Here is a 25,190-nt window from a genome sequence, read left to right as displayed (position 1 = left end):
GAGCTGACCCATGGCCGATACCAAGCCTGAAAAGCCCGCCAAACCCAAACGCAAGCTGATGGGTGTGCTGATCCCGGTGCTCGCCTTTGTCGCCGGCGCCGGCGCCGGTGGGGCCGGCGCCGCCATTGCCGTGCTGCAATTTGCCGGCGGTGGCGGTGGCGGGGGCGATCATGCCGCCAAGGGCCATGAAGAAGCCGCACCGGCGCCAGCGGGTCCGCTTGAATATGTCGAGGTCGAAAACGCCTTCACCAGCAATCTCGCCGATTCCGGGCGCTATCTGCAGTTGAAGCTGTCGATCTCCACCTTCGGCGGCGAAGAGGCCACGGCGGCGATCGAAAAACACAAGCCCGCCATCGTGTCGGCGGTGCTCGCTGCGCTGGGCGAAGTGCGTGACGCCGATATCGAAACCGCCGGTGCCAAGGATGGGCTGCGTGGCCGCCTGAAAGAGGTGATCAATGCGGCGCTGAAAACCAAGGGCGAGCCCGGCTTCGTCGAGGAGGTGTTCTTCACCTCGCTGGTCGTGCAATGAGCAACTTGCTGATCCGCACCGAAGCGCCGCCGCCCGACCAGTTCGTCGATGATTGGCGGCCGCGTTCGGCGCAGGCGCCGCGCGATGATGGCGACGACACGCCGTTCCTGCCGGTGCTGCTGGCGCTGGAGGCGGAACTCACCATTCTGCTCGGGCTGGAAGCCGCCGTGCACCCCGGTCGCGGCCTGCCACCGGGCGCGCCGGATGTGGCGCTGGCCCTGGGCGCATTGCTGGCCACCATCCGGCTTGGCGGCGATCCGGCGCGGCCTGTGCCGCACCTGACGGGCACCACCACCGCCCGTCATGCCCGCCAGATCGGCGACGTCCTCGCGCCGGTGGCGCACCGTTTGTGGCCGCCCGGCAGCCGCCGCCCGGCGCTGGTGGTCGATGTGATCGTCACGCTGGCCGGCGGCGGCAGCGTGGTGGGCAGCATCAGGTTGCCGCCGCCGGCCGAGCCGGTGCCACTGGTGCCGCCGCGTGCCCTTGGGCTGGCGGCGCTCGATCTGCCGATGCGGCTGGCGGTGCGGCTGGCCGATGAAGAGGTGCCGTTGGCCCGGCTGCTGCCGCTGCAACCCGGCCTGGTGATCGGCTTCAATATCTGCCCCGACATGCCGGTGCTGCTGGGCGATCACCGCCTGGCGCTCGCCGCGCTGTCGCCGCTGCCCGATGGGCGCCAGCAGGCCAGCATCACCGCCCTTGATCTGAAGCCCGAAGGAGAACGCGCATGACCATCGAACCCGGCAATCTGCACGGGCAACCCATCGATGCGCCGGCCGATGTGGCGCGGTTGGGGGCGTTCGGCGCGATCAGCGTGCGGCTGGCCATCGAGGTCGGCGGCATCCGCCTGAAACTCGCCGATGTGCTCGGCATGGCGCCCGGCCAGGTGCATGTGCTCGACCGGCGGGTGGATCAGCCGGTGGATGTGCTGATTTCCGATCGGCTGGTGGCGCGCGGCGAGATCGTGTCGGTGGGCGACAAGTTCGGCGTGCGACTGACCGAGGTGCTGCCGGGCAGCGGGCTGTGACGGCGCTGGTTCTCGCCGCATCGGGCTGGCTGGATGGCCTGAAGCGCCGGGCGGTGAGCCTGTCGTTGCCCACCCGCCATGTGCAGGTGGTGCAGGCGCTGCCGATCGGGCCCGGCGCGCGGTTGCTGGTGGTGGAATTTGGCGGACGGCGCTTGCTGATCGGCCAGTCGCGTGCCGGCCTCGCCACGCTGGCGGATGAGCCAACGCCGTGAACGAGGTGCTGAACCTGCCGCCCTTGTCGGCCAGCTTGCAGATCCTGCTGCTGATGTCGGCGCTGACGCTGCTGCCGGCGGCGTTGCTGATGATGACGGCGTTCACCCGCATCGCCATCGTGCTGGCGATCCTGCGGCAGGCGCTGGGGCTGGGGCAAAGCCCGCCCAACCAGTTGCTGGTTGGCACCGCGCTGCTGCTGACGTTGTTTGTGATGAAACCGCAGCTTGATCGGATTCACGATGGTGCCTGGGCGCCGATGGTGGCGGGCAAACTGCCGGCCGAACAGGCGCTTGCCCGCGCCGGGGCGGAGCTGAAAGGCTTCATGCTGACCCAGACGCGCAAACAGGATCTGACGCGCTTTGCCGAAATCGCCGGCGGCGGGCCTTATGCCCGGGCCGCCGATGTGCCGCTGGTGGTGGTGATGCCGGCGTTCGTGGCCAGCGAGTTGAAGACGGCGCTGGAAATCGGGCTGGTGATTTATCTGCCGTTTCTGGTCATCGATCTGATGGTCGCGTCGATCCTGCTGGCGATGGGCATGATGATGGTCTCGCCCGCCACCGTGTCGTTGCCGGTGAAGATCGCGCTGTTCGTGATGGTCGATGGCTGGACCCTGGTGCTGGGCGCGCTGGCCAAGAGCTTCGGCACATGAACGGCATCACCCCGCAGCCCGATGATGTCATGCTCGCCGATCTGGCGCGCGAAGCCGTGCTGCTGTTTGCCGGCAGCGCCGCGCTGTTTCTGGTGCCGCTGCTGGTGATGGCGGTGCTGGTCGGCCTCATCCAGACGATCTTTTCGGTGCAGGAAGCCAGCATCAGCTTCCTGCCCAAGCTGGCGGTGCTGGTGCTGGTGATCATCATGGCCGGCGAAGCCATGATGCTGGCGCTGGGTGATTTTCTGGAACGCGGCCTGATCGACATGGTCGGGGCGATAACATGAACTTCACCCTGCCGGCCTTTGATGCAGTGCCGTGGTTCGTGCAGTTCACGCTGGCCGCCGTGCGTCCGCTGGCGTGCTTCGCGCTGCTGCCGCCGCTGGCCGGCGCGGCGCTGCCGTGGCGGGCGCGGCTGGCGCTGGTGGCGGCCTGCGCCCTGTTCGGCGGGTTCCGGCCCGGCGCGCCGCCGCTTTCGGGGATGATGATCCCCGGTGAACTGCTGGCCGGGCTGGTCGCCGGGCTGGGGCTGGCCTTGGCGTTCGGCGCGGCGACGCTGGCCGGGGAATTGCTGGCGCAGATGGTGGGTCTTGGCTTTGCCAATCTGGGGCCGGCGGGCGGCAATGCCGGGGCGCTGTCCGGCCTGTTCACCACCTTGGCCTGGGTGGCGTTGCTGGTGGGCGATCTGCATCTGGAACTGCTGGTGGCGCTGGCCAGCGGCATGGGCCAGCCGGTGGCCGATCTTGGCCTGGGGGGGGTGGTAGCGCACGGCGGCCTGATGTTCCTGTGGGGGCTGAAGGTGGCGCTGCCGGTGCTGGCGGTGATGCTGCTGGCGCAGGCGGTGGTGGCGATTGCCAGCCGGGCGGCGCCGCAATTGTCGGCGATGGCGGTGGGGCCGGCGGCGCTGCTGGTGGCGTTCGTGGCGCTGTTGCCGCTGCTGTTCGATCATCTGCTCGGCCGGCTGTCGCAGGCGTTGGCCAGCGGGTTGGGGCTTGGCTGATGGCGGGGGACAAGACCGAGAAGCCCACGCCGCGCCGCCGCGAAAAGGCGCTGGAGGATGGCAATGTCTTTGCGCCCAAGGAACTGGGGGCCGCTGCCAGCCTGGGGGTCGCCTGCCTGTTCCTGGCGTTGGCCGGACCGGCGCTGTGGGCCGATCTGCTCGGCTTTCTGGCCGACAGCCTGGGTGCGGCGGCCAACGGCGATAGCCGGGCGCTGCTGCGCCGGTTGCCGTTGCTGTGGCCGATCCTGTTGTTTGCCGGCGTCGCGGTAACCGGGTTCGGGATCGCGCTGGCGACGGCCCGCCATGTCTCGGGCAGCCTGGCGGCGCCGAAATTCTCGCGGCTGTCGCCGGTGCAGGGCTTGAAACGGATCTTTGGCTGGCAGGGCTTGGCTGGCGCGGCGAGCGCGCTGCTCAAGCTGGGCGGCATGGCGGCGCTGGCCTGGGCGGTGCTGGCGCCGATCTTGCCGATGCTGGTCGGCATCGAGGAAGGCGGCTTGCCGGCGGTGGGCGCGGCGCTGCTGTGGCTGGCGCTGGCCGCGGCGCTGCTGATGGCGGTGGTGGCCGTGCTCGATGCCGGCTTTGCCTGGTGGCGGCGTGAACAGCAATTGATGATGACCCGCGAAGAGGTGAAGCGCGAATCGCGGGAAAATGATGGCGCGCCCGAATTGAAGGCGGCGGTACGCCGGGCGCAGATGGCCGCCGCGCAGGCGCGCATGCAGAAGGGCGTGGCGGCGGCGGCGGTGGTGGTGGTCAACCCCGTGCACTTCGCCGTGGCGCTGCGCTATCGTGCCGGCAGCGACGCGGCGCCCGTGGTGGTGGAAAAGGGCCGGCTCGACATGGCGCAGGCGCTGATCGCGGCGGCGCGCGCGGCCGGGGTGCCGATCATCCGCACGCCACGGCTGGCGCGCGCCTTGTTCTGGTCAGCCAGGCGCGGCCAGATGGTGCGTGCCGAACTGTTCCCGGCGGTGGCGACCATCCTGGCCTTCGTGATGCGGTTCGATGATCCCGAAACGGAATCCACCCCCGACGTGTTCGTGCCGCCGGCGCTGGATTTCGATGAACATGGCCGGCCGCGCAAGGCCGGCGCGCCGTTGCCGTTATAGCCGAAGTGGCCACCAATGCCCTCACTGCGCTCAATGCCGGCTCCGGGCTGGACAGCCGCGGGCTGATCGATGGGCTGGTCGGCATCGAACGCACGTCGCGCAGCGAACCGATCACCCGCAAGCGCGATACGCTCAACGCCCGCATCTCGGCGCTCGGCCAGCTCAGATCGGCGCTCACCGGCATCGCCACCTCGCTCGACACGCGGGTGCGATCCGGCGAGCTTGGCCTGCAACTGGCCAGCAGCGACAATGCCATCAGCGTGGAGCGCATCGGCAGCGGCCCCGGCGGTGCTCTGGCATCGGGCGTGGCGGTAAACCGGCTGGCCAGCAGCCAGCGGCTGACCAGCGCCGCGCTGGCCAGCGCCGGTGCAGCGGTGGGGCAGGGCACGCTGACCATCATCACCGGCCGGCGCACGCCGATCAGCGATAGCAACGGCAACCCCGGCTTCAGCTTCGCCGCCGGGGCAAAGCCTTCGGTGAACATCAACATCACCGCCGCCAACAACAGTCTTTCGGGTCTGGCCGCCGCGATCAATGCCAGCGATGCCGGCATCACCGCCAGCATCATCGCCAGCAGCGGCAGCGCAACCCTGGTGCTGCGCGGGGCCGAGGGCGCCGAAAACGCCTTCATCATCAGTGCGGCGCCAGCAGGGAGTTCGGGGGGCGGTGCGGGTCTCGAACGCTTCAACCACACGCCGGGCGCCGAAACGCTCGTCCATGGCGAAACCGCGCAAAACGCCGAGCTGGTCGTCGATGGCGTCGCGGTGACGCGCGGATCGAACCGCATCGATGATCTGATCCCCGGCGCGCGGCTCAATCTGCGGCGCACGGCGAGCGGCGTTGCCATCACGGCCGCCCGCGATGGCGCGGCCCTGTCGGGCGCGCTGGCGGACTTTGTCGGCACGCTGCAGGCGATGCGCCAGTTGATCGGCGATCTCCGGCGGCCGTCGCAGAATGGCGATGCGCCCGGCCCGCTTGCCACCGATCCCACCGCCCGCCTGCTCGATCAGCGCATCACCAGGCTGGTGACGGCGGCGGTGCCGGAAGCGGGCGGCCTGCGGCTGGCCGATCTGGGGGTGTCGGTGGCGCGTGATGGCGGCATCACGGTCGATGCGGCGCGGCTGGCCAATCTGCCGCCGGCCCGGCTGGGCGATGCCGAAGCGCTGCTGCGCGAGCTGACGGCGACGGCGCGCGCAGACCGGCCGAACCGGCTGCAAAGCATCGCGCAGATCGCCGGTACCGCCGGTGACAGCCTGGTGCGCCAGCGCGACGCTGCCAGCCGTGATCTGGCCAAGGTGGATGTGCAGGTGGCGGCGCTGCGCACGCTGTTGACCCGCCAGTTCGCCGCGATGGACACGGCGGTGGCGCAATCGCGTGCCGTGGGTGCGCAGCTCGACCAGTTGGTGGACAGCTGGTTCCGACCGCAGAGTTAGATTTGATTGCGGTTTGATGGGAGCCCTTCAACGCCCACCCCGCAAGGGGGAGGGCGTTTGGTTGGTTCAATCCAAATGCAATCAAAGCTCATTTCAGCCCGCCCGGGCCTCGATGTGCAACCGCCGCATCTTTTCGATCAGCGTCGTGCGTTGCAGACCGAGCAGGCGGGCGGTGCGGGCGATGGTGCCGCCGCTGATCGCCAGTGCTTCGCGGATATAGGCGCATTCCAGATCGGCCAGCACCTGGCGCAGATCGATGCCATCCGGGCCGAGCCCGGCCAGGGTGCAGACGTGCGGCGGCGTTTCTTCGATGGCTTGCGCCGGTTTCGGTTCCGGGCGCGGTTCGGGCAGGCGGTGCGACGAGCTGAGCAGGCGGGCCAGATCCTCGCGGCCGATCATGCCCCCGCCATGATGGATGGTGGCGCGTTCGATGAAGTTGCGCAGTTCGCGCACATTGCCCGGCCATGGCCAGGCGCTCAGCGCCGCCATCGCCGCCGGCGTGAAGCGCACGTGTTGATGATGTTGCACCAGGAAATGTTCGATCAGCGCCGGCACATCTTCGGGGCGCTGGCACAACGGCGGCATGTGGATGTGGATCACGTCCAGCCGATACAGAAGATCGGCGCGAAACCGGCCATCGGCAATGGCCGCCTGCAGATCGACGCTGGTGGCGGCCACCACCCGCACATCCACGCTGATCGGCAGCATGCCGCCCACGCGCTCGATGACGCGGGTTTCCAGCGTGCGCAGCAATTTGGCCTGCATGGCCGCCGGCATGTCGCCCACTTCATCCAGGAACAGGGTGCCGCCATGGGCGGTTTCGAACCGACCGGCGCGCGCCTTCACCGCGCCGGTGAAGGCGCCCTGTTCATGGCCGAACAGTTCGGATTCGATCAAGTCTGCCGGGATGGCGGCACAGTTGATGGCCACAAATGGCTTTGCCGCGCGCCGGCTTTTCTGGTGGAGCTTCTGTGCAACCACCTCCTTGCCGCTGCCCGATGGCCCGGTGATCAGCACCGATGCACTGGCATCGGCAATCTTGGTGATTTCCTCACGAATCGCCGTGATGGCGGGACTGATGCCGATCAATTGCGCCATTTGGGTTTCATTGGCCCTGAGCACGCGATCGGCGGCGCCCTTGCCTGTTGTTGGTCTGGATTGACCTTTCATGGGTAATCCTTAACGCAATGATAATATATTTGACCAGTTTGGATACAAACTGGCGGCAACGCGCCAATCTTCTTGTAATCCTTATCGGCTTTTCTTTCAGAACGGATGCGACCAGTATGACTGCGGGCGCACATGCCATTTTGGCAGACCGCGCCGGAACGGATTGGGAATGAGGGAAATTCGCATCCTGATGCTGGAACCCGCCCCACCGGCGGGATTGCCGCTGGCCGGGACCGGGTGGCGGCTGGTGACGGGCGGCGACGATCCGGTGGCGGTGTCCGCCGATCTGGCGCTGGTGTCGGCCGACAGCGACCGGTGGATCCCTGAACTGGACAGGCTGGCGCTGCCGCTGTTGATCGATGTGCATGGTGATGATGCGCTGCGCCTGCTCGATCAGGCGGCCGGCTGGCTGCTGCCCGGCGATGGGGCCGATGCGCTCGACAGGCTGGTGGCCGATCATCGCCAGCGCCGCCATCCCGGCGTCGCCGACTCCTCGCTCTCCGCGCAGCATATGGTGGCGCTGTCGGCCGACGCCCGCCGCATTGCCGACGCGCTGGAACGCTTGGCAGAGGCCACCGATGCCGATCCGACCGTGCAGGTCGGCCCGCAACTGGTGCGGCGGCTGATCCGTCTGCGCCGCGATCGGGATCGGCATTTTCCCGCCGAGATCTTCGCCGATCCGGCGTGGGACATGCTGCTCGATCTGACCGCGGCGCGCATGGAAGGCGTGGATGTGCCAGTGTCCAGCCTGTGCGTGGCCGCCGCCGTGCCCACCACCACGGCGCTGCGCTGGATCCGCACCCTCACCGAAGCCGGGCTGCTCGAACGGCGCACCGATGCCGCCGATGCACGGCGCAGTTTCGTCATCCTGTCCGACACCGCGCATCTGGCGATGCAGGCGTGGATCAGGCGCTTTGCGACGGTGTTTGCGCTGCGGTAGACCCGGGTGTTCAAGCCGAACCGTTCAACTCCCTCCCCGTTGACGCTTCGCGTCGCCTACGGCTGCGGGGAGGGAGCCAGCGTGCTTGCAACCGCGTCAGGCCGGCGGCGGCGCGACCTTGCCCAGCAATTCCAGCACCGGCGCCAGGCTGCGATCGGGCGCTTCTTCCATCGGGATGTGGCCGATGCCATCGAGGATGGTGACGCGGCTGCCCTTGATCTGGCGGCTGAACCATTCGGCGACGGAAACGGGGATGAGCTTGTCTTCACGGCCCCACAGGATCAGCGTCGGCACGCTGAGGCCGGCCAGCTTTGCCGCCGCACCATCATCGCCGCTGTACTGGCCAAAGCGCTGCACCGTGGCGCGGCGGTTGCCGGGGTAGAGCAGCAATTCCCAGTAACGATCCACCATCGCCGGCGTTGCGATGGCCTGGTTCGATACGCTCTGCTTGAAACTGGATTCGATCAGGCTGCGCGGCGTCACGCTGGCCAATATGTCCCGCGCCACCGGTACGCGCGCCAGCCGGAAGCCGAGCGGCGGCGAAGCGCCCTTGGGCATCGGCTTGCCGCTGGCATCGACCAGGATCAGCCCGGCCAGCCGATCAGGGTGCGCCACCGCATAGCGCCAGGCCACGCCACCACCCATCGAATTGCCGCCGAGCACAAAGCGCTGCAGGCCGAGCCGATCGACCAGTTGTTCGACAATGCCGACATAGGCCGCGCTGGTGTACAGTCCCTGCGGTGTCGGGCCGGACAGGCCATGTGCCGGCAGATCGAGGCTGATGACGCGGTAGCCCTTTGCCGTCAGCCGCTGCACCCAAGGTTCCCAGGTGTGCAGCGAGGCGTTGGAGCCGTGCACCAGCACCACCGGGAACCCGGCGCGCGGGCCTTCGTCGCGCATGTGGATGGTGGTGCCGGGGGACAGCTCGACGAACTGGCTGGCTTCATTGGCATATTTTGCCCGCAGCGTGGCGACCGGAATGTCGGGTGTGGCGAATACCACCCACAGCACGGCGATCAGGCCGGCCAGCGCCAGCGCGATGATGCCCAGCGTGCGGCCCCAGCGGCGGTTGCGGCGCACGGTTGCAGTCAATGCCATCAGATCGCCTCGATGCGGACGGGCAGGCCATCCTTGGGTTTGGGAATCGGGAACATGGTGAAATCGCTCTCCACGCTGCCCAGCGCCTTGTCGGCCACGACACGGTGGCCTTCGAGCAAGGCGAAAAAGAACATCTTCACCTGCATATAGGCGAAATGCTGGCCCAGGCACATGTGCGCGCCGCCGCCGAACGGCACCCAGGCATATTTGTGGCGGCCGCGGCTGTTTTCCGCGCTGAATCGCGTCGGATCGAACGTCTCCGGATCCGGCCAATGTTCGGGCATGCGGTGACTGACCATCTGGTTCACGCCGATATGCGTGCCGGCCGGGATGACATGGTTCTGGAAGGTGAAGCTGCGCAGCGCCCGGCGCGGCATCGATGGCACCGGCGGGATCAGCCGCAACGCTTCCTTGAACACCTGCTCGGTCAATTCCATCTCGCCGATATTGTCATAGGTCAGGCGGCCGTGGCGGGCGCGGATGCCGGCAATTTCGGCGCGCAGCCTGTCTTGCCACTCGGGATGCTTGGCCAGGCACCACAGCATGGAACTGATCGAGGATGTGGTGGTGTCGTGCGCCGCCATCATCAGGAAATTCATGTGATCGATGATGTCCTGATTGCCCAGCAGTTCGCCATCTTCGTTGGTGGCATTGCACACCTGGCTGAAGATATCATCGCCCTGTTTCCCACGCCGCTTGGGGATTTCCCGGCCGAAATATTCGCACATGAAGGCGCGGCCATCGACGCCGCGCTTCATCGCGGTGAACGGCAGCGGCTTGCGGATCACCGCGACCGACGCCGCCACCATGTCGCAGAAGGCCTTGTTGATGCGCTGCGCTTCCGGCCCCCATGGCACGCCCAGAAAGCTGGTGGCCGCCAGATCGAGCGTGAGCGATTTGATCGCCGGGTAGAATTTGAAGCTGGTGTCGCGCTCCCATTTCTCCAGCCCGCGCGTGATGCCATCATCCAGTTGTGCGAAATAATGGCGCATCGGTTCGGTCTTGAAGGCGACGGTCAAGGTCTTGCGATGGATGCGATGCTCTTCGAAATCCATCAGCATCAGGCCGCGCGGGAACAGCAATTCCAGGATCGGCGTCCAGCCAAGATCATTCGAGAAAAGCTTGTCGCGGTTGAACAGCACCAGTTCGTTGGCGTCGGCGCCGATCAGGCTGACGCCCCAGCGGCCGATATCCTGCCGGCGAAACACGCTGCCATACGCTTCGACCAGATCGCGGCTGGCGCCCAGCGGGTTGGCGAGGAATTTCAGCGTGCGAAACAGCGGAAAGCGCACCCGTTTCATGCCGGGAATATGCTTCAGATCGTCATAGCCCGGATCGGGCAGATTGGCGGGGATGAACTCGCTGTTTTGAACGGGTACATTCATCGGCACGTTTCTCCGGCAAGACGCGGGCCCCCAGCAACACGCCGGTGCGGAGCCGCGATACGCAAAGCCGTGGCAAGGTGCAATGCGCGCGCATGGCCAGCGCCAAAGCGTCACGCTGCGCCGGTTGGCCGCGCTGTCGGCCGTGCTGCCCCTTTCCCCGCGCCGCCATGCCGGCTAACAGCGCGAGCTATGAAGCCCGAGTTCGATCTTGTGCTGGCCGGCGGCGGCCTGGCCAACGGCCTGATCGCATTGCGCCTGGCGCAACTGCGCCCCGATGTGCGCGTGGCAATTGTCGAATCGGGGCCCGCCATCGGCGGCGATCACACCTGGTCGTCGTTCGGCCTTGATATCAACGAAGAACAACGGCGCTGGACGCATCCGCTGTTTGCGCACCGCTGGGATTGTTATTCGGTGCGTTTCCCGCGGCACGCCCGCACGCTGGCCGTGGGCTATGGCACCACCAATTCGGAACGGCTGGCGGCGGAAGTCGCCCGGTCGCTGCCGCCGGATTGCATTTTGACCGAAATGCCGGTGGTGGCGATCACCCCGACCAGCGTCACCCTGGCCAATCAACGCGTGCTGACGGCATCGGGCGTCATCGATGGCCGTGGCCAGAAGAAGACCGACTCGCTCGATCTCAGGTGGCAGAAATTCCTGGGCCAGGAGGTGGAACTGGCCGCCGATCATGGCCTCGACGGCCCGATCATCATGGACGCCACCGTGCCGCAGCACGATGGCTATCGCTTTGTCTACACATTGCCCTACGGCCCGCGCCATGTGCTGATCGAAGACACGTATTTTTCCGACGGCCGCGATCTGGCGCCGGATCTGCTGCGCAAGCATATTGCCGATTATGCCGTGCAGCAGGGCTGGGATATCGTCCGGGTGATCCGCGAGGAGGCCGGCATCCTGCCGCTGGCCATCGGCGGCGATATCGCGAAATTCCTGGATGAAGGCACGCCCGGGGTCGCCCGCGTCGGTCTGGCCGCCGGCCTGTTTCACCCGGTCACCGGCTATAGTTTTCCCGATTCGGTGCGCATGGCCGACATGGTCGCCGCGCTGCCCGATTTTTCATCCGCGACCATCCACCGCGCCTGCCGCGACCATGCGATACGTGTGTGGAACAGCCGGGGCATGTATCGCATTCTCAATCGCATGTTGTTCCTCGCCGCGCAGGATGAGGAACGGCGCACCATCCTGGAGCGTTTCTATGAACATCCGGATGATCTGGTCGGCCGGCTGTATGCAGCCAACAACCGCCTGACGGATTGGCGACGCGTGTTTTCCGGGCGTCCGCCCATCCCGCCGCTCCGGGCGTTGGGCACTTTGTTACGGTATGAATTGGGGTTCAAATGACGACAGCAGCAGTGATCGGTTCTGGATTTGGCGGCCTGGCCCTGGCCATCCGCCTGCAGTCCGCCGGCATCCAGACCACCCTCATCGAAGCGCGCGACAAACCGGGTGGCCGTGCCTATGTGTTTGAAGATGATGGCTTCAAGTTCGATGCCGGCCCCACGGTCATCACCGATCCGACCTGCCTCGAGGAATTGTTCGAACTGTCGGGCCGCAAATTGTCGGATTATGTCGAACTGATCCCGGTCGCGCCCTTCTATCGCCTGCTGTGGGAAGACGGCACGGTGTTCGATTATTCGAACGATGAAGAGGCGCTGTTTGCCGAGATCGCCAAGCTGAGCCCGGACGATGTGGCCGGCTACAAGAAGTTCCTCACCTTTTCCGACAATGTGTTCCGCGAGGGCTATCAGAAGCTGGGCCATGAAGCCTTTCTCGACTTCAAGTCGATGCTGAAGGCCGCGCCGCAGTTGATGCGTTATGAAGCGTTCCGTTCGGTTTATGCGATGGTGTCGCGGCACATCAAGGATGACCGGCTGCGCCAGGCGTTCAGCTTCCATACGCTGCTGGTGGGCGGCAATCCGTTCAAGACAAGCAGCGTCTATGCGCTGATCCACGCGCTCGAAAAGAAATGGGGCGTGTGGTTCCCGCGCGGCGGCACCCATGCGCTGGTGCGCGGCATGGTGAAACTGTTCGAAGATATCGGCGGCACCGTGCGCATGGGCAGCAAGGTGGAAGCGATCATGGCCGACAGCGGCCATGTCACCGGCGTGCGCTGCGCCGATGGCTGGTCGGGCCGCTTCGATGCGGTGGCCTCGAACGGTGACGTCGTCACCACCTACAAGGATCTGCTCCGCGCCCATCCGCGCGGGCAGGACATGGCCACCAGGATGATGCGGCGCAGCTTCTCGCCGTCGCTGTTCGTCACCTATTTCGGCCTCAAGGGCGAACGCCCGGATGTGAAGCATCACACCATCCTGTTCGGCCACCGCTACAAGGGCCTGCTCGATGAAATCTACAAGGGCGGCGCGCTGCCCGACGATTTCTCGCTCTATCTGCATCACCCGACCGCGACCGATCCCGAAATGGCGCCGGCCGGGCACAGCGCCTTCTATGTGCTGTCGCCCGTGCCGCACCTGGGCAAGCTCAACATCGATTGGGAGAAGGAAGCCCCGCGCTATGCCAACTCCATCCTCGATGCGCTGGAGCGCCGCTGCATCCCCAATCTGCGCCGCGATCTGGTGACGATGCGCACCTGGACGCCGAAGGATTTCGAAACCGTGCTGGGCGCCCACCATGGCAGCGCCTTCAGCCTGGAGCCGGTGCTGTGGCAATCGGCCTATTTCCGCACCCATAATCGCGATGATGTGCTGTCCAACCTCTATTTCGTCGGTGCCGGCACGCACCCCGGCGCCGGTATCCCCGGCGTGGTCGGCAGCGCCAAGGCCACCGGCAAGTTGATGGTCGACGATCTGTTGGCCAAGAAGGCGGCCTGACCTTCACCCCTCCCCATTAGGGGAGGGGAGTATGGCCCGCTTGCGCGTTGTCCGCCATCCGGGCAGGAAGCTTTCCGTGTCCGATGTTCTTGCCAATGCCCGCGATGCCATCGCCCGTGGATCGAAAAGCTTTGCACTGGCCAGCCGCCTGTTCGATGCGCCGACGCGCGACCGCGCCATGCTGCTTTACGCCTGGTGTCGGCACACCGATGATGTGATCGATGGCCAGGTGTTGGGCGAAGGTCGCAACGATGATCGCCGTCCGCCCGCCGAGCGCCTGGCCGAAGTCCATTGGCAAACCGAACGCGCGCTGGCCGGCAATCCGGCACCGGGCACGCCCTATGAAGCGCTGGCCCGCGTCGTGCAGGAAACGCAGATGCCGGCGCGCTACCCGCGCGATCTGATCCAGGGCTTCCGCATCGACATGGAGGCGCGGCCGTTCCTCACTTTCGATGACACGCTCACCTATTGCTATCATGTCGCCGGCTGTGTCGGCGTGATGATGGCGATCGTGATGGGGGTGAAGCCCGATGAACGCGCCGTGCTGCTGCGCGCCTGCGATCTCGGCATGGCGTTCCAGTTGAACAACATCGCCCGCGATGTGGTGGAGGACGCGATGAACGGCCGCCGCTACATCCCCGATGATTGGCTGGCCAGCGTGCGGCTGGAGCCGGACAGTTTCGCCTATGAACGCAACCGCCGGCAATTGTCGCGGCTGGTCGCGCGGCTGGTGTTCAAGGCCGAGGAATATGAGGAATCGGCGCGCTTCGGCACGTCGGCACTGGGCAATCGCGCGGCCTGGGCGGTGCTGGCGGCGGCGCGCATCTATGGCGGCATCGGCCGCAAGGTGCGCATGCTGGAAATTGCCGGCCTCGAAAATCGTGTCTCCACCACCAAGGCCGAGAAGGCCCGTGCCGTGGCGGCGGCCTTCGGCGAAATGCTGGTGCGCGGCCGGCGCTGGCCAATGCCGGGGCCGGTGCGCGAGGGCCTGTGGACGATGCCGGAGTGACCGGTTTGCCGGACGACCTGCCACGCTGGTCATTTGGCGACAGCCCCGAACTTGCCGATGAACTGCTGGCGCTGGTGATTCAGGGCCGCAAGACAGCAACCTGCTGGGCGTTGGCGCAGATGGCGCCGACGGCGCCGGGTGAACGCTCTGTTGTGCTCGATGGTGCCGGCCGCCCGGCGCTGCTGGTCGAAACCCTGTCGTGCGTTGCCGTGCGCTATTGCGATGTCGGTCCGGCGTTTGCAGCGCTGGAGGGGGAGGGCGATCTGTCGCTCGATCACTGGCGCGCCGCCCACCACCGCTATTTCACGCGGGCCGGCGTGTTTGCCGAGGATATGGACTTGTGGTGCGAGACGTTCCGGGTGGTGGAGCGGTTGTAGCCACGGCCAGCGCGCGAGGGGCTGCGGACGTTTCCGGAATCAGTTTTCGGACGCTCTGAGGCTCCGCGGACAGACTTACTCTACAAGAACCAAGTCATGCTGGCGCAGGCCAGCATCCACGGTGCGGCAGGGCCCTGGTTGCTCGGTGGATGCTGGCTTGCGCCAGCATGACTCGTGCTTTTTGGGTAACTCGGCCCAACGCTGGCCCAATCTACCGCGCCCAATGCTCCGCCCCCGGGCGCGTTTATCGCGCCCAATGCTCCGCATTGTCGATCATGCCCATTTCCGCCTTCATCTTGGCGCTGGCGCGAATCCGCCCGCGGCCATCGGCTTCCAGTTGCGCCTTCAACTGGCGGATCGGCGGCGCCCAGATGAAACCGAAGCTCACCGTGCCATGCTTGGTTTCCACCACGTGGTGCAACCGGTGCGCCTGCACCACGCGCTTCATGTAACCCCACTGCGGGTTCCAGCGGTGCTTCACCCGGCGGTGGACGAGAATATCGTGCAGGAAGAAATAGATGGCGCCATACATGGTGATGCCGGTGCCAATGGCGGTGAGCATGTGCAGGCCATAATGCGTGCCGATCATCAGCAGGATCATCGACGGAATGGCGCCGGCGACGCCGAACCAGTCATTGCGCTCGAACTTGCCGACGCGCGGTTCATGGTGGGATTTGTGCAGCACCCACAGGAAGCCGTGCATCACATATTTGTGGGAGACGATGGCCACCACTTCCATGATCGCCACCACGATCAGCGCGATACCGATGCCCTGCCACCAATTCACATCGGCAAGCACGGGATGAAGGGTGGAGAGCGAAGCGAGATACGCGAGCATGGTTCAGCTTATAGCCAGGCTGAAAACTTTATGCATCAGGGGTGTTGCCGCACCCTGATCGGAGAATGGGTTTTTTCATGCGCCTCCTTGCCCTGCTTGCCGTCCCGCTGCTGCTGACGGCCTGTTCGACGCCGGCGCAACGCATCACCACCAAGCTGACCGAACTGGGTGTGCCCCAGCGCCAGGCGCAGTGCATGGGCGACCGGCTCGGCCAGCGCCTGAGCGTCGGGCAACTGCGCCGCCTGCAGGAATTGAGCGGCATCCGCGCCGAGCGGTTGCAACGCATGAGCATCCGCGAGATCGCCAACAAATTGTCCGACGAGAAGGACCCCGGCCTGGCGCTGGAAATGATCCGCGCCGGCATCGGCTGTGCGATCTGATCAATCGGCAGCGACAACAGCCGGCGAGCGGCGCCGGCGCATGCTGGCGCCAACCAGGCCGAAACCGGCGATCAGCATGGCCCAGCTTTTCGGTTCCGGCACGGAGCTCATCGACCAGTTGAACAGGCTCTGCGCGTTGACCGCCTGGTCAAGCCCGCCTGCCGCCTGCCGCTCAGCCTGAAACCCAAGCCGTAGATATTGCTGGCCGCAAGTTGCACACTGAACGTTCCGGCACTGCTGAAAGCCATGGGCATTCGGTCAAAGCCTAAAGTCAGGCCGACGATGCCGGTCGGGTCCCCCGTCACATCACAGGTCCAGTTGGTAGCCAGCCTCACAGGGCGGTTGCCGGTCTCAAAGAAATAGACCAGCTCGGACTTGCCGCGGCATGGGTGGTATCGCCACTCCCGCCATTGGTGCTGAACCAGCCGGCGTTGAGCAGCACATGGCCCTGATCAGGCCGATCCCATGAGGCCGTGGTTAAGACACTGGCCATCGTGGCCTGTGCCGCTCATCCCTTTCTTCTGCATCTTGGAAGATCGGGTCGTCCTTGTCTCAGCCGCGCCGCCGGTGGCGCGGCCTTTCACCTGCGCCGCTGCCTTTTGTCGATGTTGCGGAGCCGGAAACGGCCAACCGCGCACCCACCTGCCGCTCTTGCCGCGAAGCCCGTGCTGCCGGGGTGGCCGGCGAGCCCGATCGCGGGCGCTGAATCCTGTACGTTGAAGGACCCGGCGGAGCTGCCATGGGCGGCCCCGCACAAATGACGCCTGCCCTGAGGATTCCGCTTTGACGTTTACGGAAAATAAGCAATATAGAAAGTATTGGCGCGTGTCTGATCGGCGGGCGGCGGCCAGCGACGGAGATGATGAACCATGCGCGTGATCAAGATGGCAGCGGCATTGCCGGCTGCGCTGGCGTTGGCATGGGCTGCGCCGGTTGCAGCCACGCTCACCGTGAATGCCACGGTCACCGGTTTCCTCGACACCTCGTTCTTGATAACCCGCACCGTGGTATTGCCGGGGCCGGACAGCAATTTGAGCGTGATTGCATCGCGCATGACGGTGCAAGCCAACAGCGTCACTGCACCCTACACGCTGCTGGGCGGCACCACGCCTGGCAGCTTCGTCGCCTTCTGCATCGAGCCGCTTGAACTGGTCGGCCAGGACACGCCGGTGAATTACCAGATTGTCCCGCTGTCGGAGGCCGCCAGCGGACTCGGCGGCATCGGCGAAACCAAGGCCAACCGGATCCGGGAATTGTTTGGCCGCCTTGGCCCGAATGCCGGCTATGGCACGATGACGGGCCCGACCAGCATTGCCCTGCAACTGGCAATCTGGGAGATTGTCACGGAATCGACTGGCACGACGCCGTCGATCGCCAGCACCAACGCCAACAGGGGCAATTTCTTTGCCCGCACCAACACCAGCGCCGGCGCGGCAACGGCCGTCAGTGCGGCCACCACCATGTTGAACGCGCTCACTAGCACCGGCCCGATGGCCGATGGCCTGTTCGCGCTGCGCAACGGCACGGACAGCGTGCCCGGCAGCCAGGATCTGCTGGTTTTCGCCACGATCGCCGCGCCGCCGCCGGCCATTCCCGAACCCGCCAGTTGGGCGATGCTGATCGCCGGCTTCGGCCTCACCGGCGCGGCCCTGCGGCGGCGCCGGGGTGCTGTCACCAGCGCGGCATGATCATTCCGCCGCGGTTTGCAGCGGCGTGATGGCATCCAATGCTTCGCCAGCGTCGCGGCGGGCTTGTGCAAGGTCGAACTGATTCTGCAAGCGCAGGAAATAACCCGGCGAGAAGCCGAAATAGCGGCCGAAGCGCAGATCGAATTCGGCGTCGATTGTTGCTTCGCCGTCCAGAACGGCATCGATCCGGGACGCAAGCAAAGAGGTGGCGCGCGCGACCGCATCCGCTGATTGGCCCAGCTGTTCCAGCAAGTCCTCGCGCAGCCCAAAGCCCGGATGGGGGTTGGGCGCATCAGCGATAATCGACGATTTCGACATCAAAGGCATCCCCGTTAAGCCACACATCAAAAAGGATCTTCACAGCTTCTTGAGGACATCGCGAATGTTGATCTTGTAGCTTTCCGCATGAAATCCTTCGCCACTTTCCACACGGAGCAGAATTCCTTGCACCTTATCAATGGCGATGCCTCTGACAAGACCTACAAGCTCGCGGCGTGTAGTCGCTCTGCCAAAGACAAACTTGATTCTGTCGCCTTCCCGAACATCGTTCTTGATCACCTCATTTTCGATTTCGGCCTCAAGCCGGTCAACCAGTGCGCGTGCATCGGCGAGGCGTTCTTCCAGCAGTTTTGGTGCAGGCATTTTCAATCTACCAAGATTTGAGGGCAAAAAGATTAGAGCAGTTGCCGTATCAGATTGGCTTCCCAACCGCGAACACCGCGGTTTCGCTTCTGCGCCTACCGCCCCGCCCCGCGCCGCTTCCCGCTCATCCCCTTCTTCTGCATCTTGGAAAAGCGCGTCGTGCGCGTGCCCGCCGCGCCGCCCGTCGCGCGGCCTTTTGCCGGCGCGGTGCGCTGGTCGGCGGGGATGCCCAGTTCGTCCATTTCCAGCCGCCGGATCTGGTCGCGGATGGCCGCCGCCTTCTCGAATTCCAGATCGGATGCCGCCGCCTGCATCTGCTGTTCCAGATCGGCGATATAGGCTTTCAGATTATGGCCAACCAGGTGCGGCGTGTCTTCATCGCCGGTATCGACCACCAGGCCATCCTTCATGCTCACATCGGCCAGCACGTCGCCGATGTTGCGCTTGATGGTGGTCGGCGTGATGTCGTGCTCGATATTGTACGCCTCCTGCTTGGTGCGGCGGCGATCGGTTTCGGCCAGCGCGCGTTCCATGCTGCCGGTGATGCGATCGGCATAGAGGATCACCCGGCCATCGACATTGCGCGCCGCCCGCCCGATGGTCTGGATCAGGCTGGTTTCGGAGCGCAGAAAGCCTTCCTTGTCGGCATCCAGGATCGCCACCAGCCCGCATTCGGGAATATCCAGGCCCTCGCGCAGCAGGTTGATGCCGACCAGCACGTCATAGACGCCAAGCCGCAGATCGCGGATCAACTCGATGCGCTCCAGCGTTTCGACGTCGCTGTGCATGTATCGCACCCGCAAGCCGGCCTCGTGCAGGAATTCGGTCAGGTCTTCCGCCATGCGCTTGGTCAGCGTGGTGACCAATGTGCGATAGCCCATGGCGGCGACCTTCTTGGCCTCCTGGATCAGATCCTCGACCTGATCCTCAACCGGCTTGATTTCCACCGGCGGGTCGATCAGCCCGGTCGGGCGGATCACCTGTTCGACGAACACGCCGCCGGTCTTGTCCATTTCCCACGGGCCGGGGGTGGCGGAAACGAAGAAGGTCTGCGGCCGCATCGCTTCCCATTCGGCAAAGCGCAAGGGCCGGTTGTCGATGCAGCTCGGCAGGCGAAAGCCATATTCGGCCAGCGTCACCTTGCGGCGGTGATCGCCCTTGGCCATGGCGCCAATCTGCGGCACCGTCACATGGCTTTCGTCGATGATCAGCAGGGCGTTTTCGGGCAGATATTCGAACAATGTGGGCGGCGGTTCGCCGGGCAGGCGCCCCGTGAGGAATCGGCTGTAATTCTCGATCCCGGCGCAGGCACCGGTGGCGGCGATCATTTCCAGATCGAAATTGGTGCGCTGTTCCAGCCGCTGGGATTCCAGCAACTTGCCTTCGGCGTTCAACTCCTTCAGCCGCTCGTTCATCTCGTGGCGGATGGCTTCGGCGGCTTGTTTCAGCGTCGGGCCCGGCGTCACATAATGGCTGTTGGCGTAGATCTTGATGGATTCGAGCTTGGCCACGGTCTCGCCGGTCAAGGGATCGAACTCGCTGATCGCCTCGATCTCGTCGCCGAAGAAACTGATGCGCCAGGCGCTGTCTTCATAGTGGGACGGGAAGATTTCCAGGCTGTCGCCGCGCACCCGGAAATTGCCGCGCGTGAAGCTCAGGTCGCCGCGCTTGTACTGCATGGCGACGAGCTTGCGGATCACCTCCTTCAGATCGGCGCTGCCGGCCTTTTTCAGCGAAAAGGTCATCGCCGAATAGGTTTCCACCGATCCGATGCCATAGATGCACGACACCGACGCAACGATGATCACATCATCGCGTTCCAGCAGCGCGCGGGTGGCACTGTGGCGCATCCGGTCGATGGCCTCGTTCACGCTCGATTCTTTTTCGATGTAAGTGTCGGTGCGCGCGACATAGGCTTCGGGCTGGTAATAATCATAATAGGATACGAAATACTCGACGGCGTTATCGGGGAAGAAACTCTTGAATTCGCCGTATAATTGTGCCGCAAGAATCTTGTTGGGCGCCAGCACCAGCGCCGGTCGCTGCACCGCCTCGATCACCTTGGCCATGGTGAAGGTCTTGCCGGAACCGGTGACGCCCAGCAGCACCTGATCGCGATTGCCGGCATTGGCTTCGGCCACCAGTTCGGCGATGGCGGCAGGCTGGTCGCCCGCCGGCGTATATTCGGTTTTCAACACGAACGGCCGGCCGCCTTCGGATTTCTCCGGGCGCGCCGGGCGGTGCGGCGTGAACTGGGTCAACTCGGTGTCGGAAAGACTGGTGCGAATCTGGATGGCCATGGCTGCTCTCTTTGCACCATGTGCGTGATTTGTTCTAGGCCGTGAACGCGTGGATGGCTGGAGCCGAGACGATGGTGATTTTGTTCACCGGCAAGGAGCCAGGAGGGCGCGATGCAGCGCATCGTAACCGACGACGCGACGCAGCCAGTGGGCAAAAGCGCTATCGCCGCTTGCGCTCGCCCGAAGGGCGATCCCGGCTCCAGCCATTGATGGGTTTACGGCCTAACGCAGCATGCGCCTGATCAGCTTGCGATCGCTCAGGCCGAAATGATGCCAGACCACGGCGCTTGCATGGGCAGCAAATGCCGCGACGAACAGGGCAGACAAGATCTGGTGCAGGCCGCGAGCCGCCTCCAGGCCGAGCGGTGCGGGCAGGGCCAGCCCCAGCACCGGCACGTGCAGCGCGCCCGACAGCAGCAGCCCCGACACCGGCAGCGCCGCCAGCAATGCATACAGCGCCGATTTGTTCAGCCGCGCCATGGCATTGGGGCTGTCCGGCCCCCTGGTCACCGCCTGCCAGCCCAGCCGCAGGATGAGCAGCAGCAGCACCGCCAGCCCGACCCCCTGATGCCCATCCAGAAATTCTGCGCGGATCGCGCCGGCCGGCAGCACCACGACGAACAGGCCCATCGGCAGCGCACACAGCATCAGCACGGCACTCGCCCAATGCAGGATGCGGCTGGGTTGCCCCCAGGCCTGGCGCGTGTTGTGCCCAGGCGCCGGCGTGGCCGTCCGCCACTGGCCGGGCAACAGCAGCAGCAACGCCAGCAGCGCCGCCGCGCCCGCCAAGCCCATCGCCTTGAGCGCCAGCACCTGCCCGGCTTGTGCGCGCGCGGCGGCAAAGGTGCCGTCCTCCACGGCCAGCCAGATCGACCAGATGTTGAAAAACAGCGCGATGGCGGCGAGCAACTGGCCAAGGATGCGCAGCCAGCGATTGCCGAGATTGAGCAGCACGGCGATGCCGAGGGCGAGGATCAGGTACGAGCCGGTCATCATGGCTGCGTGGCGCAGCCGGCCCCGCTGTGCAAGCGCCACCGATGTCGCCCCTACACGCGCTGATCAGAATTGCATTACATGTATCGCAATGTTAGGCTTGCGCCATGCCGATCTCGTTGCGTCTGCCCACCGATGTCGAATCCCGCTTGTCAGCCCTGTCCGCGCTGACCGGTCGTTCGAAGAGCTTTTACGCCATCGAGGCCATTGTCGAGCATATCGACGATCTGGAAGACGCCCATCTGTCCGCCGAAATCCTCGCCCGCGTCCGCGCCGGCACCGAAGCGCGCATTTCCCTGACCGATCTGCTGGCCGAACATGGCCTGGCGGGTTGAATTCGCTGACAGCGCCGCCAAGCAGCTTCGCAAACTCGATCCGCAAATCGCCCGGCGCATCCTCACCTTCCTGCGCGACCGCGTCGCGACGTTGGACGACCCGCGCAGCATCGGCGAGGCGCTGCGCGGCAAGGAGCCCGGCGATTTCTGGAAATATCGGGTGGGTGACTGGCGCATCATCGCCGATCTGGATGACGGCGTGCTGCTGATCACCGTGATCCGGCTGGGCAACCGGCGGGAGGTCTATCGGCGGTGAGGAGCGCGTTCATTCTTGTAAACATGATTGTAATCACGCTGTAACCTAAGAAGTGACGGCGTGTCACAATTCTCTGACATATGCTTGATCCCCCCCGGGGGCATATCGGAAGGGAGTGATCTATGACCACCCTCGAAATTTTAGGCCTTGTCGGTGGAACAGCCACGTTGGTGCTGACGCTGATTGGCGTCGTCATCAAACTGATTGAGCTCGCCAAAGACGGTAGGCGTTAGCTGCAATAGTTGCTAATCCGCACCCGCCATGACCTACAGCAGCGACTTCCACAGTGAATTTCTCCGGCGCCTCGACACGCGCGGTTTCATCCACCAGGTGACCGATCCGGCCGCGCTGGATGAGGCCGCAGCGAAGGGCGTTGTCACCGCATACGTGGGCTTCGATTGCACCGCGCCGTCCTTGCACATCGGCAATCTCGTTTCGATCATGATGCTGCGCCATCTGCAGCAATCCGGCCACCGCCCCATCGTGGTGATGGGCGGCGGCACGACGAAGATCGGCGATCCGTCGGGCAAGGATGAGGCGCGGCAATTGCTCGGCGACGATCAGATCCGCGCCAACATGGCCAGCATCCGCCGCATCTTCGAACGCTTCCTCACCTTTGGCGACGGGCCGACCGATGCGGTGATGGTCAACAATGATGATTGGCTGTCAGGCCTTCAGTACATCCCGTTCCTGCGCGATGTCGGCCGGCATTTTTCGATCAACCGCATGCTCAGCTTCGACAGCGTGCGCACCCGGCTGGAGCGCGAGCAGCCGCTGTCGTTCCTCGAATTCAACTACATGATCTTCCAGGCCTATGATTATCTGGAACTGAACCGGCGCTTTGGCTGCACGCTGCAGATGGGCGGCAGCGACCAGTGGGGCAATATCGTCAATGGCACCGATCTGATCCGCCGCATCGATGCGCGCGATGCCTATGGCCTGACGACGCCGCTGATCACGCGGGCCGATGGCGCCAAGATGGGCAAGACGGCGCAGGGTGCCGTGTGGCTGCACGAGGATCAGCTTTCGACGTTCGATTACTGGCAGTTCTGGCGCAACACCCATGATGCCGATGTCGGGAAATTCCTGCGGCTGTACACCGATCTGCCGCTGGGTGAGATCGCCCGGCTGGAGGCGCTGCCGGGCGCGGAGATCAACACCGCCAAGGAGGTGCTGGCCACCGAGGCCACCGCCATGTGCCGGGGGCGCGACGCGGCCGAGGCCGCCGCCGCCACCGCGCGCACCACCTTTGCCGATGGCGGCGCGGGGGAAGATCTGCCGCAGTTCGCCACGCCCACGCCGGTCAGCATCATCGATGCGCTGATCGGCCTGGGCTTTGCCGCGTCAAAGAACGAAGCGCGCAAATTGGTCGCCCAGGGCGGCGCCCGCATCGATGGTGAGGCGGCTGGCAGCGATGCCGCGCTGGTGGCACCGGGCCAGAAGGTGAGCGCCGGCAAGAAGCGGCACGGGCTGGTGGTGGCTGGCTAGATCAGCATTTCGGCACCCTCCCCGCAGCCGTAGGCGACGCGAAGCGTCAACGGGGAGGGATCCAGGGTCAAGGCACCCTCGGCAAATCGATCGCCACCTTCAGCCCCGGTTGATTGTCTGACAGGCTGATCGTGCCGCCGTGCAGGCGCGCCACCGCGCCGGCCAGGCTCAGCCCCAGCCCCGCCCCCTGCATGCCGCCCAATTGTGGCCCGCGCGCCGCATCCAGCCGGCCGAACCGGCGGAGCGCTTCGTCGCGGCGGTCGGCCGGGATGCCGGGGCCGCTGTCGGCCACCCACAGCCGGCTGCCCGCCGCCGTCGCCTGCGCGCCCACCTCGATGCGGGCGCCGCCAGCGCCATAGCGCAGCGCATTGTCGATCAGATTGGCCAGCGCGCGGCCCAGCAATTGGCGGTGCGCCTGCGCCGGCACCGCGCCGGTCACCGCCACCGACAGCGTCACGCCGGCGTCTTCCGCCAGCGGCTCATACATGTCGGCCAGATCGGTGATCATGGCCGCCAGATCAATCTCGGCAAAGCTGTCGCGGCCGATGCCGGCTTCGGCGCGACTGATTTCCAGGCTGTTGTCCAGCATGGCGAGCAGCGATTCGGCTTCGGCTGAAACGGCTGCCAGATCATCGGCATCCACTGTCGTGCCATGCGAAAGCCGCTCGATGCGCGCCTTCAACCGGGTGAGCGGTGAACGCAGATCATGCGCCAGGCCATCGGTGACCGCGCGCAGCTCATCGATCAACGCCTCCACCCGCGCCAGCATGACATTGAAGGCCTGGCCCATGGAATCAAAGGCATCGGCCGGCGGCCCCGCCGGCAGCACCACCCGCGCCTCCAGCTTGCCGGCGGTGACCTCCCCGACCACGTCGGCCAGATCATGGACGCGATCGGTGATGATGCGGGTGATCAGTCGGCTGGTCAGAAAGGCCAATATCATCGCCACCGGCAGTGCCAGCAGCAAGGTGGTGGTGAGCTTGTTCTGCAACTGCACTTCGGCGGCCAGGCTGCGGCCAACCAGCAGGCGATGACCCTGCGGCATCGGCCGGGCCACCACCATGAACGGTTCGGCAACGCCCTGATGATAATGCATCGTTGGCACGCGGTAGAATTGGCCATCGGCCGCCACACCCGCCGGCCAGCCCGGCAGATTGCCGAGCACCCGCCGGCCACCCGGCGCTGCCAGGTGGATCACCAGCGGGCCGGGCACCGCCAGTTCGCCGTCCAGGATTGCCCGTGCGGCCGCGATCCCGCCCTGCTGCCAGGCCGTGTCGGCGGCTGCGGCGATGGCCGCGATGCGCCCTTGCGCTTCGCTGTCCAACTGGCTTTGAGTGGCGCGTTCCAGCAGGATCAGCAGCAGGCCGCTGCCCGAAACCAGCATCACGAACAGCAGCAGGCTGATCCGCGCCGTGGTGGTGCGCGGCGCGATGCCGGCAAACCAGTCGCGCCAGAAATCCGCGAGCGTGGCGCCCGGTTCCGTCATTGCCGGCC

The 25,190-nt window shown here is 65.5% G+C and carries 29 protein-coding genes and 1 pseudogene; 19 read left to right on the top strand and 11 right to left on the bottom strand.

Features of this window, described 5'->3' with window-relative positions:
- Positions 1-10 precede the first annotated feature (10 nt).
- Genes ABWP22_RS08980 through fliD form a run of 9 tightly spaced genes read left to right on the top strand, consistent with a single transcriptional unit; the run spans position 11 to position 5,951 of the window.
- Positions 11-529, top strand: coding sequence for a flagellar basal body-associated FliL family protein (locus ABWP22_RS08980; protein WP_353199622.1), 519 nt, complete (start codon positions 11-13; stop codon positions 527-529).
- Entirely contained in the window at positions 526-1,257 is a 732-nt protein-coding gene (locus ABWP22_RS08975) for a hypothetical protein (protein WP_353199621.1), read from the top strand. Before ABWP22_RS08980 ends, ABWP22_RS08975 begins: the two co-directional genes overlap by 4 nt.
- Complete coding sequence (locus ABWP22_RS08970; protein WP_353199620.1) at positions 1,254-1,553, top strand: FliM/FliN family flagellar motor switch protein; 300 nt, start codon at positions 1,254-1,256, stop codon at positions 1,551-1,553. The genes ABWP22_RS08975 and ABWP22_RS08970 overlap by 4 nt, the downstream gene beginning before the upstream one ends.
- The gene (locus ABWP22_RS08965; protein ID WP_353199619.1) at positions 1,550-1,765 is read left to right on the top strand and encodes a flagellar biosynthetic protein FliO; all 216 of its coding nucleotides are present in this window, start codon (positions 1,550-1,552) and stop codon (positions 1,763-1,765) included. The genes ABWP22_RS08970 and ABWP22_RS08965 overlap by 4 nt, the downstream gene beginning before the upstream one ends.
- A complete protein-coding gene (gene fliP, locus ABWP22_RS08960) occupies positions 1,762-2,415 on the top strand; it encodes a flagellar type III secretion system pore protein FliP (RefSeq protein WP_353199618.1) in 654 nt (217 codons plus the stop codon). The genes ABWP22_RS08965 and fliP overlap by 4 nt, the downstream gene beginning before the upstream one ends.
- Positions 2,412-2,702, top strand: coding sequence for a flagellar biosynthetic protein FliQ (locus tag ABWP22_RS08955; RefSeq protein ID WP_353199617.1), 291 nt, complete (start codon positions 2,412-2,414; stop codon positions 2,700-2,702). The genes fliP and ABWP22_RS08955 overlap by 4 nt, the downstream gene beginning before the upstream one ends.
- A complete protein-coding gene (locus tag ABWP22_RS08950; protein ID WP_353199616.1) occupies positions 2,699-3,415 on the top strand; it encodes a flagellar biosynthetic protein FliR in 717 nt (238 codons plus the stop codon). The genes ABWP22_RS08955 and ABWP22_RS08950 overlap by 4 nt, the downstream gene beginning before the upstream one ends.
- Positions 3,415-4,518 (top strand): EscU/YscU/HrcU family type III secretion system export apparatus switch protein, encoded by a 1,104-nt coding sequence (locus tag ABWP22_RS08945; protein WP_353199615.1) that lies wholly within the window; start codon positions 3,415-3,417, stop codon positions 4,516-4,518. The genes ABWP22_RS08950 and ABWP22_RS08945 overlap by 1 nt, the downstream gene beginning before the upstream one ends.
- Before the next feature lie 5 nt (positions 4,519-4,523).
- Entirely contained in the window at positions 4,524-5,951 is a 1,428-nt protein-coding gene (gene fliD, locus ABWP22_RS08940) for a flagellar filament capping protein FliD (RefSeq protein ID WP_353199614.1), read from the top strand.
- Between the two features lie 93 nt (positions 5,952-6,044).
- On the opposite strand, the gene ABWP22_RS08935 is transcribed toward fliD, so the two are convergent.
- Positions 6,045-7,121, bottom strand: coding sequence for a sigma-54 interaction domain-containing protein (locus ABWP22_RS08935; RefSeq protein WP_353199613.1), 1,077 nt, complete (start codon positions 7,119-7,121; stop codon positions 6,045-6,047).
- A 169-nt stretch (positions 7,122-7,290) separates the two neighbouring features.
- On the opposite strand from ABWP22_RS08935, the gene ABWP22_RS08930 reads away from it, so the two are divergent.
- Positions 7,291-8,061 (top strand): winged helix DNA-binding protein, encoded by a 771-nt coding sequence (locus ABWP22_RS08930; RefSeq protein ID WP_353199612.1) that lies wholly within the window; start codon positions 7,291-7,293, stop codon positions 8,059-8,061.
- A 96-nt stretch (positions 8,062-8,157) separates the two neighbouring features.
- Here ABWP22_RS08930 and ABWP22_RS08925 read toward each other — a convergent pair whose 3' ends face one another.
- Together ABWP22_RS08925 and ABWP22_RS08920 are read right to left on the bottom strand one after the other, a co-directional pair.
- The gene (locus ABWP22_RS08925; protein ID WP_353199611.1) at positions 8,158-9,159 is read right to left on the bottom strand and encodes an alpha/beta fold hydrolase; all 1,002 of its coding nucleotides are present in this window, start codon (positions 9,157-9,159) and stop codon (positions 8,158-8,160) included.
- Positions 9,159-10,544: a cytochrome P450 gene (locus tag ABWP22_RS08920; RefSeq protein WP_353199610.1), complete on the bottom strand. Its 1,386-nt coding sequence runs from the start codon at positions 10,542-10,544 to the stop codon at positions 9,159-9,161. Before ABWP22_RS08920 ends, ABWP22_RS08925 begins: the two co-directional genes overlap by 1 nt.
- 189 nt (positions 10,545-10,733) lie before the next feature.
- On the opposite strand from ABWP22_RS08920, the gene crtY reads away from it, so the two are divergent.
- The 4 genes from crtY (at position 10,734) to ABWP22_RS08900 (ending at position 14,776) form a co-directional block, all read left to right on the top strand.
- Positions 10,734-11,900 (top strand): lycopene beta-cyclase CrtY, encoded by a 1,167-nt coding sequence (gene crtY, locus ABWP22_RS08915; RefSeq protein WP_353199609.1) that lies wholly within the window; start codon positions 10,734-10,736, stop codon positions 11,898-11,900.
- Positions 11,897-13,390, top strand: coding sequence for a phytoene desaturase (locus ABWP22_RS08910; protein ID WP_353199608.1), 1,494 nt, complete (start codon positions 11,897-11,899; stop codon positions 13,388-13,390). The genes crtY and ABWP22_RS08910 overlap by 4 nt, the downstream gene beginning before the upstream one ends.
- 76 nt (positions 13,391-13,466) lie before the next feature.
- Positions 13,467-14,399 carry a phytoene/squalene synthase family protein gene (locus ABWP22_RS08905; RefSeq protein WP_353199607.1) on the top strand — a complete coding sequence of 311 codons (933 nt, stop codon included), beginning with the start codon at positions 13,467-13,469 and terminating at the stop codon, positions 14,397-14,399.
- A complete protein-coding gene (locus ABWP22_RS08900; RefSeq protein WP_353199606.1) occupies positions 14,396-14,776 on the top strand; it encodes an ASCH domain-containing protein in 381 nt (126 codons plus the stop codon). Before ABWP22_RS08905 ends, ABWP22_RS08900 begins: the two co-directional genes overlap by 4 nt.
- 244 nt (positions 14,777-15,020) lie before the next feature.
- On the opposite strand, the gene ABWP22_RS08895 is transcribed toward ABWP22_RS08900, so the two are convergent.
- Positions 15,021-15,614: a sterol desaturase family protein gene (locus ABWP22_RS08895; RefSeq protein WP_353199605.1), complete on the bottom strand. Its 594-nt coding sequence runs from the start codon at positions 15,612-15,614 to the stop codon at positions 15,021-15,023.
- A 77-nt stretch (positions 15,615-15,691) separates the two neighbouring features.
- Here ABWP22_RS08895 and ABWP22_RS08890 point away from each other — a divergent pair, with 77 nt between their 5' ends.
- Entirely contained in the window at positions 15,692-15,994 is a 303-nt protein-coding gene (locus tag ABWP22_RS08890) for a hypothetical protein (protein WP_353199604.1), read from the top strand.
- On the opposite strand, the pseudogene ABWP22_RS08885 reads toward ABWP22_RS08890, so the two are convergent.
- Together ABWP22_RS08885 and ABWP22_RS08880 are read right to left on the bottom strand one after the other, a co-directional pair.
- Positions 15,995-16,105, bottom strand: a pseudogene (locus ABWP22_RS08885) (PEPxxWA-CTERM sorting domain-containing protein); the annotation flags it as partial.
- 679 nt (positions 16,106-16,784) lie between these two features.
- On the bottom strand, positions 16,785-17,048 hold the full coding sequence (locus ABWP22_RS08880; RefSeq protein ID WP_353199602.1) for a hypothetical protein: 264 nt from the start codon (positions 17,046-17,048) through the stop codon (positions 16,785-16,787).
- Between ABWP22_RS08880 and ABWP22_RS08875 the strand changes: the two genes are divergently transcribed.
- Entirely contained in the window at positions 17,047-17,682 is a 636-nt protein-coding gene (locus tag ABWP22_RS08875) for a PEPxxWA-CTERM sorting domain-containing protein (protein WP_353199601.1), read from the top strand. The genes ABWP22_RS08880 and ABWP22_RS08875 overlap by 2 nt on opposite strands.
- Here ABWP22_RS08875 and ABWP22_RS08870 read toward each other — a convergent pair whose 3' ends face one another.
- From ABWP22_RS08870 to ABWP22_RS08855, 4 genes are all read right to left on the bottom strand, one after another.
- Positions 17,683-18,000, bottom strand: a complete 318-nt coding sequence (locus ABWP22_RS08870) for a HigA family addiction module antitoxin (protein WP_353199600.1) — start codon at positions 17,998-18,000, stop codon at positions 17,683-17,685.
- A gap of 39 nt (positions 18,001-18,039) precedes the next feature.
- Positions 18,040-18,324: a hypothetical protein gene (locus tag ABWP22_RS08865; RefSeq protein WP_353199599.1), complete on the bottom strand. Its 285-nt coding sequence runs from the start codon at positions 18,322-18,324 to the stop codon at positions 18,040-18,042.
- A gap of 95 nt (positions 18,325-18,419) precedes the next feature.
- A complete protein-coding gene (uvrB, locus tag ABWP22_RS08860; protein ID WP_353199598.1) occupies positions 18,420-20,624 on the bottom strand; it encodes an excinuclease ABC subunit UvrB in 2,205 nt (734 codons plus the stop codon).
- A gap of 222 nt (positions 20,625-20,846) precedes the next feature.
- Entirely contained in the window at positions 20,847-21,617 is a 771-nt protein-coding gene (locus ABWP22_RS08855; RefSeq protein WP_353199597.1) for a cytochrome b/b6 domain-containing protein, read from the bottom strand.
- Between the two features lie 107 nt (positions 21,618-21,724).
- Here ABWP22_RS08855 and relB point away from each other — a divergent pair, with 107 nt between their 5' ends.
- From relB to tyrS, 3 genes are all read left to right on the top strand, one after another.
- Positions 21,725-21,952, top strand: coding sequence for a type II toxin-antitoxin system RelB family antitoxin (gene relB, locus ABWP22_RS08850; protein ID WP_353199596.1), 228 nt, complete (start codon positions 21,725-21,727; stop codon positions 21,950-21,952).
- Positions 21,936-22,208 (top strand): type II toxin-antitoxin system RelE family toxin, encoded by a 273-nt coding sequence (locus ABWP22_RS08845; protein WP_353199595.1) that lies wholly within the window; start codon positions 21,936-21,938, stop codon positions 22,206-22,208. Before relB ends, ABWP22_RS08845 begins: the two co-directional genes overlap by 17 nt.
- A gap of 261 nt (positions 22,209-22,469) precedes the next feature.
- On the top strand, positions 22,470-23,696 hold the full coding sequence (gene tyrS, locus ABWP22_RS08840) for a tyrosine--tRNA ligase (RefSeq protein WP_353199594.1): 1,227 nt from the start codon (positions 22,470-22,472) through the stop codon (positions 23,694-23,696).
- A gap of 67 nt (positions 23,697-23,763) precedes the next feature.
- On the opposite strand, the gene ABWP22_RS08835 is transcribed toward tyrS, so the two are convergent.
- Complete coding sequence (locus ABWP22_RS08835; RefSeq protein WP_353199593.1) at positions 23,764-25,182, bottom strand: sensor histidine kinase; 1,419 nt, start codon at positions 25,180-25,182, stop codon at positions 23,764-23,766.
- Between the last annotated feature and the right edge of the window lie 8 nt (positions 25,183-25,190).

The sequence above is a fragment of the Sandarakinorhabdus sp. genome, from assembly GCF_040398665.1.
Taxonomy (GTDB): domain Bacteria; phylum Pseudomonadota; class Alphaproteobacteria; order Sphingomonadales; family Sphingomonadaceae; genus Sandarakinorhabdus.
This window is presented reverse-complemented; position numbering and strand designations above follow the sequence as displayed.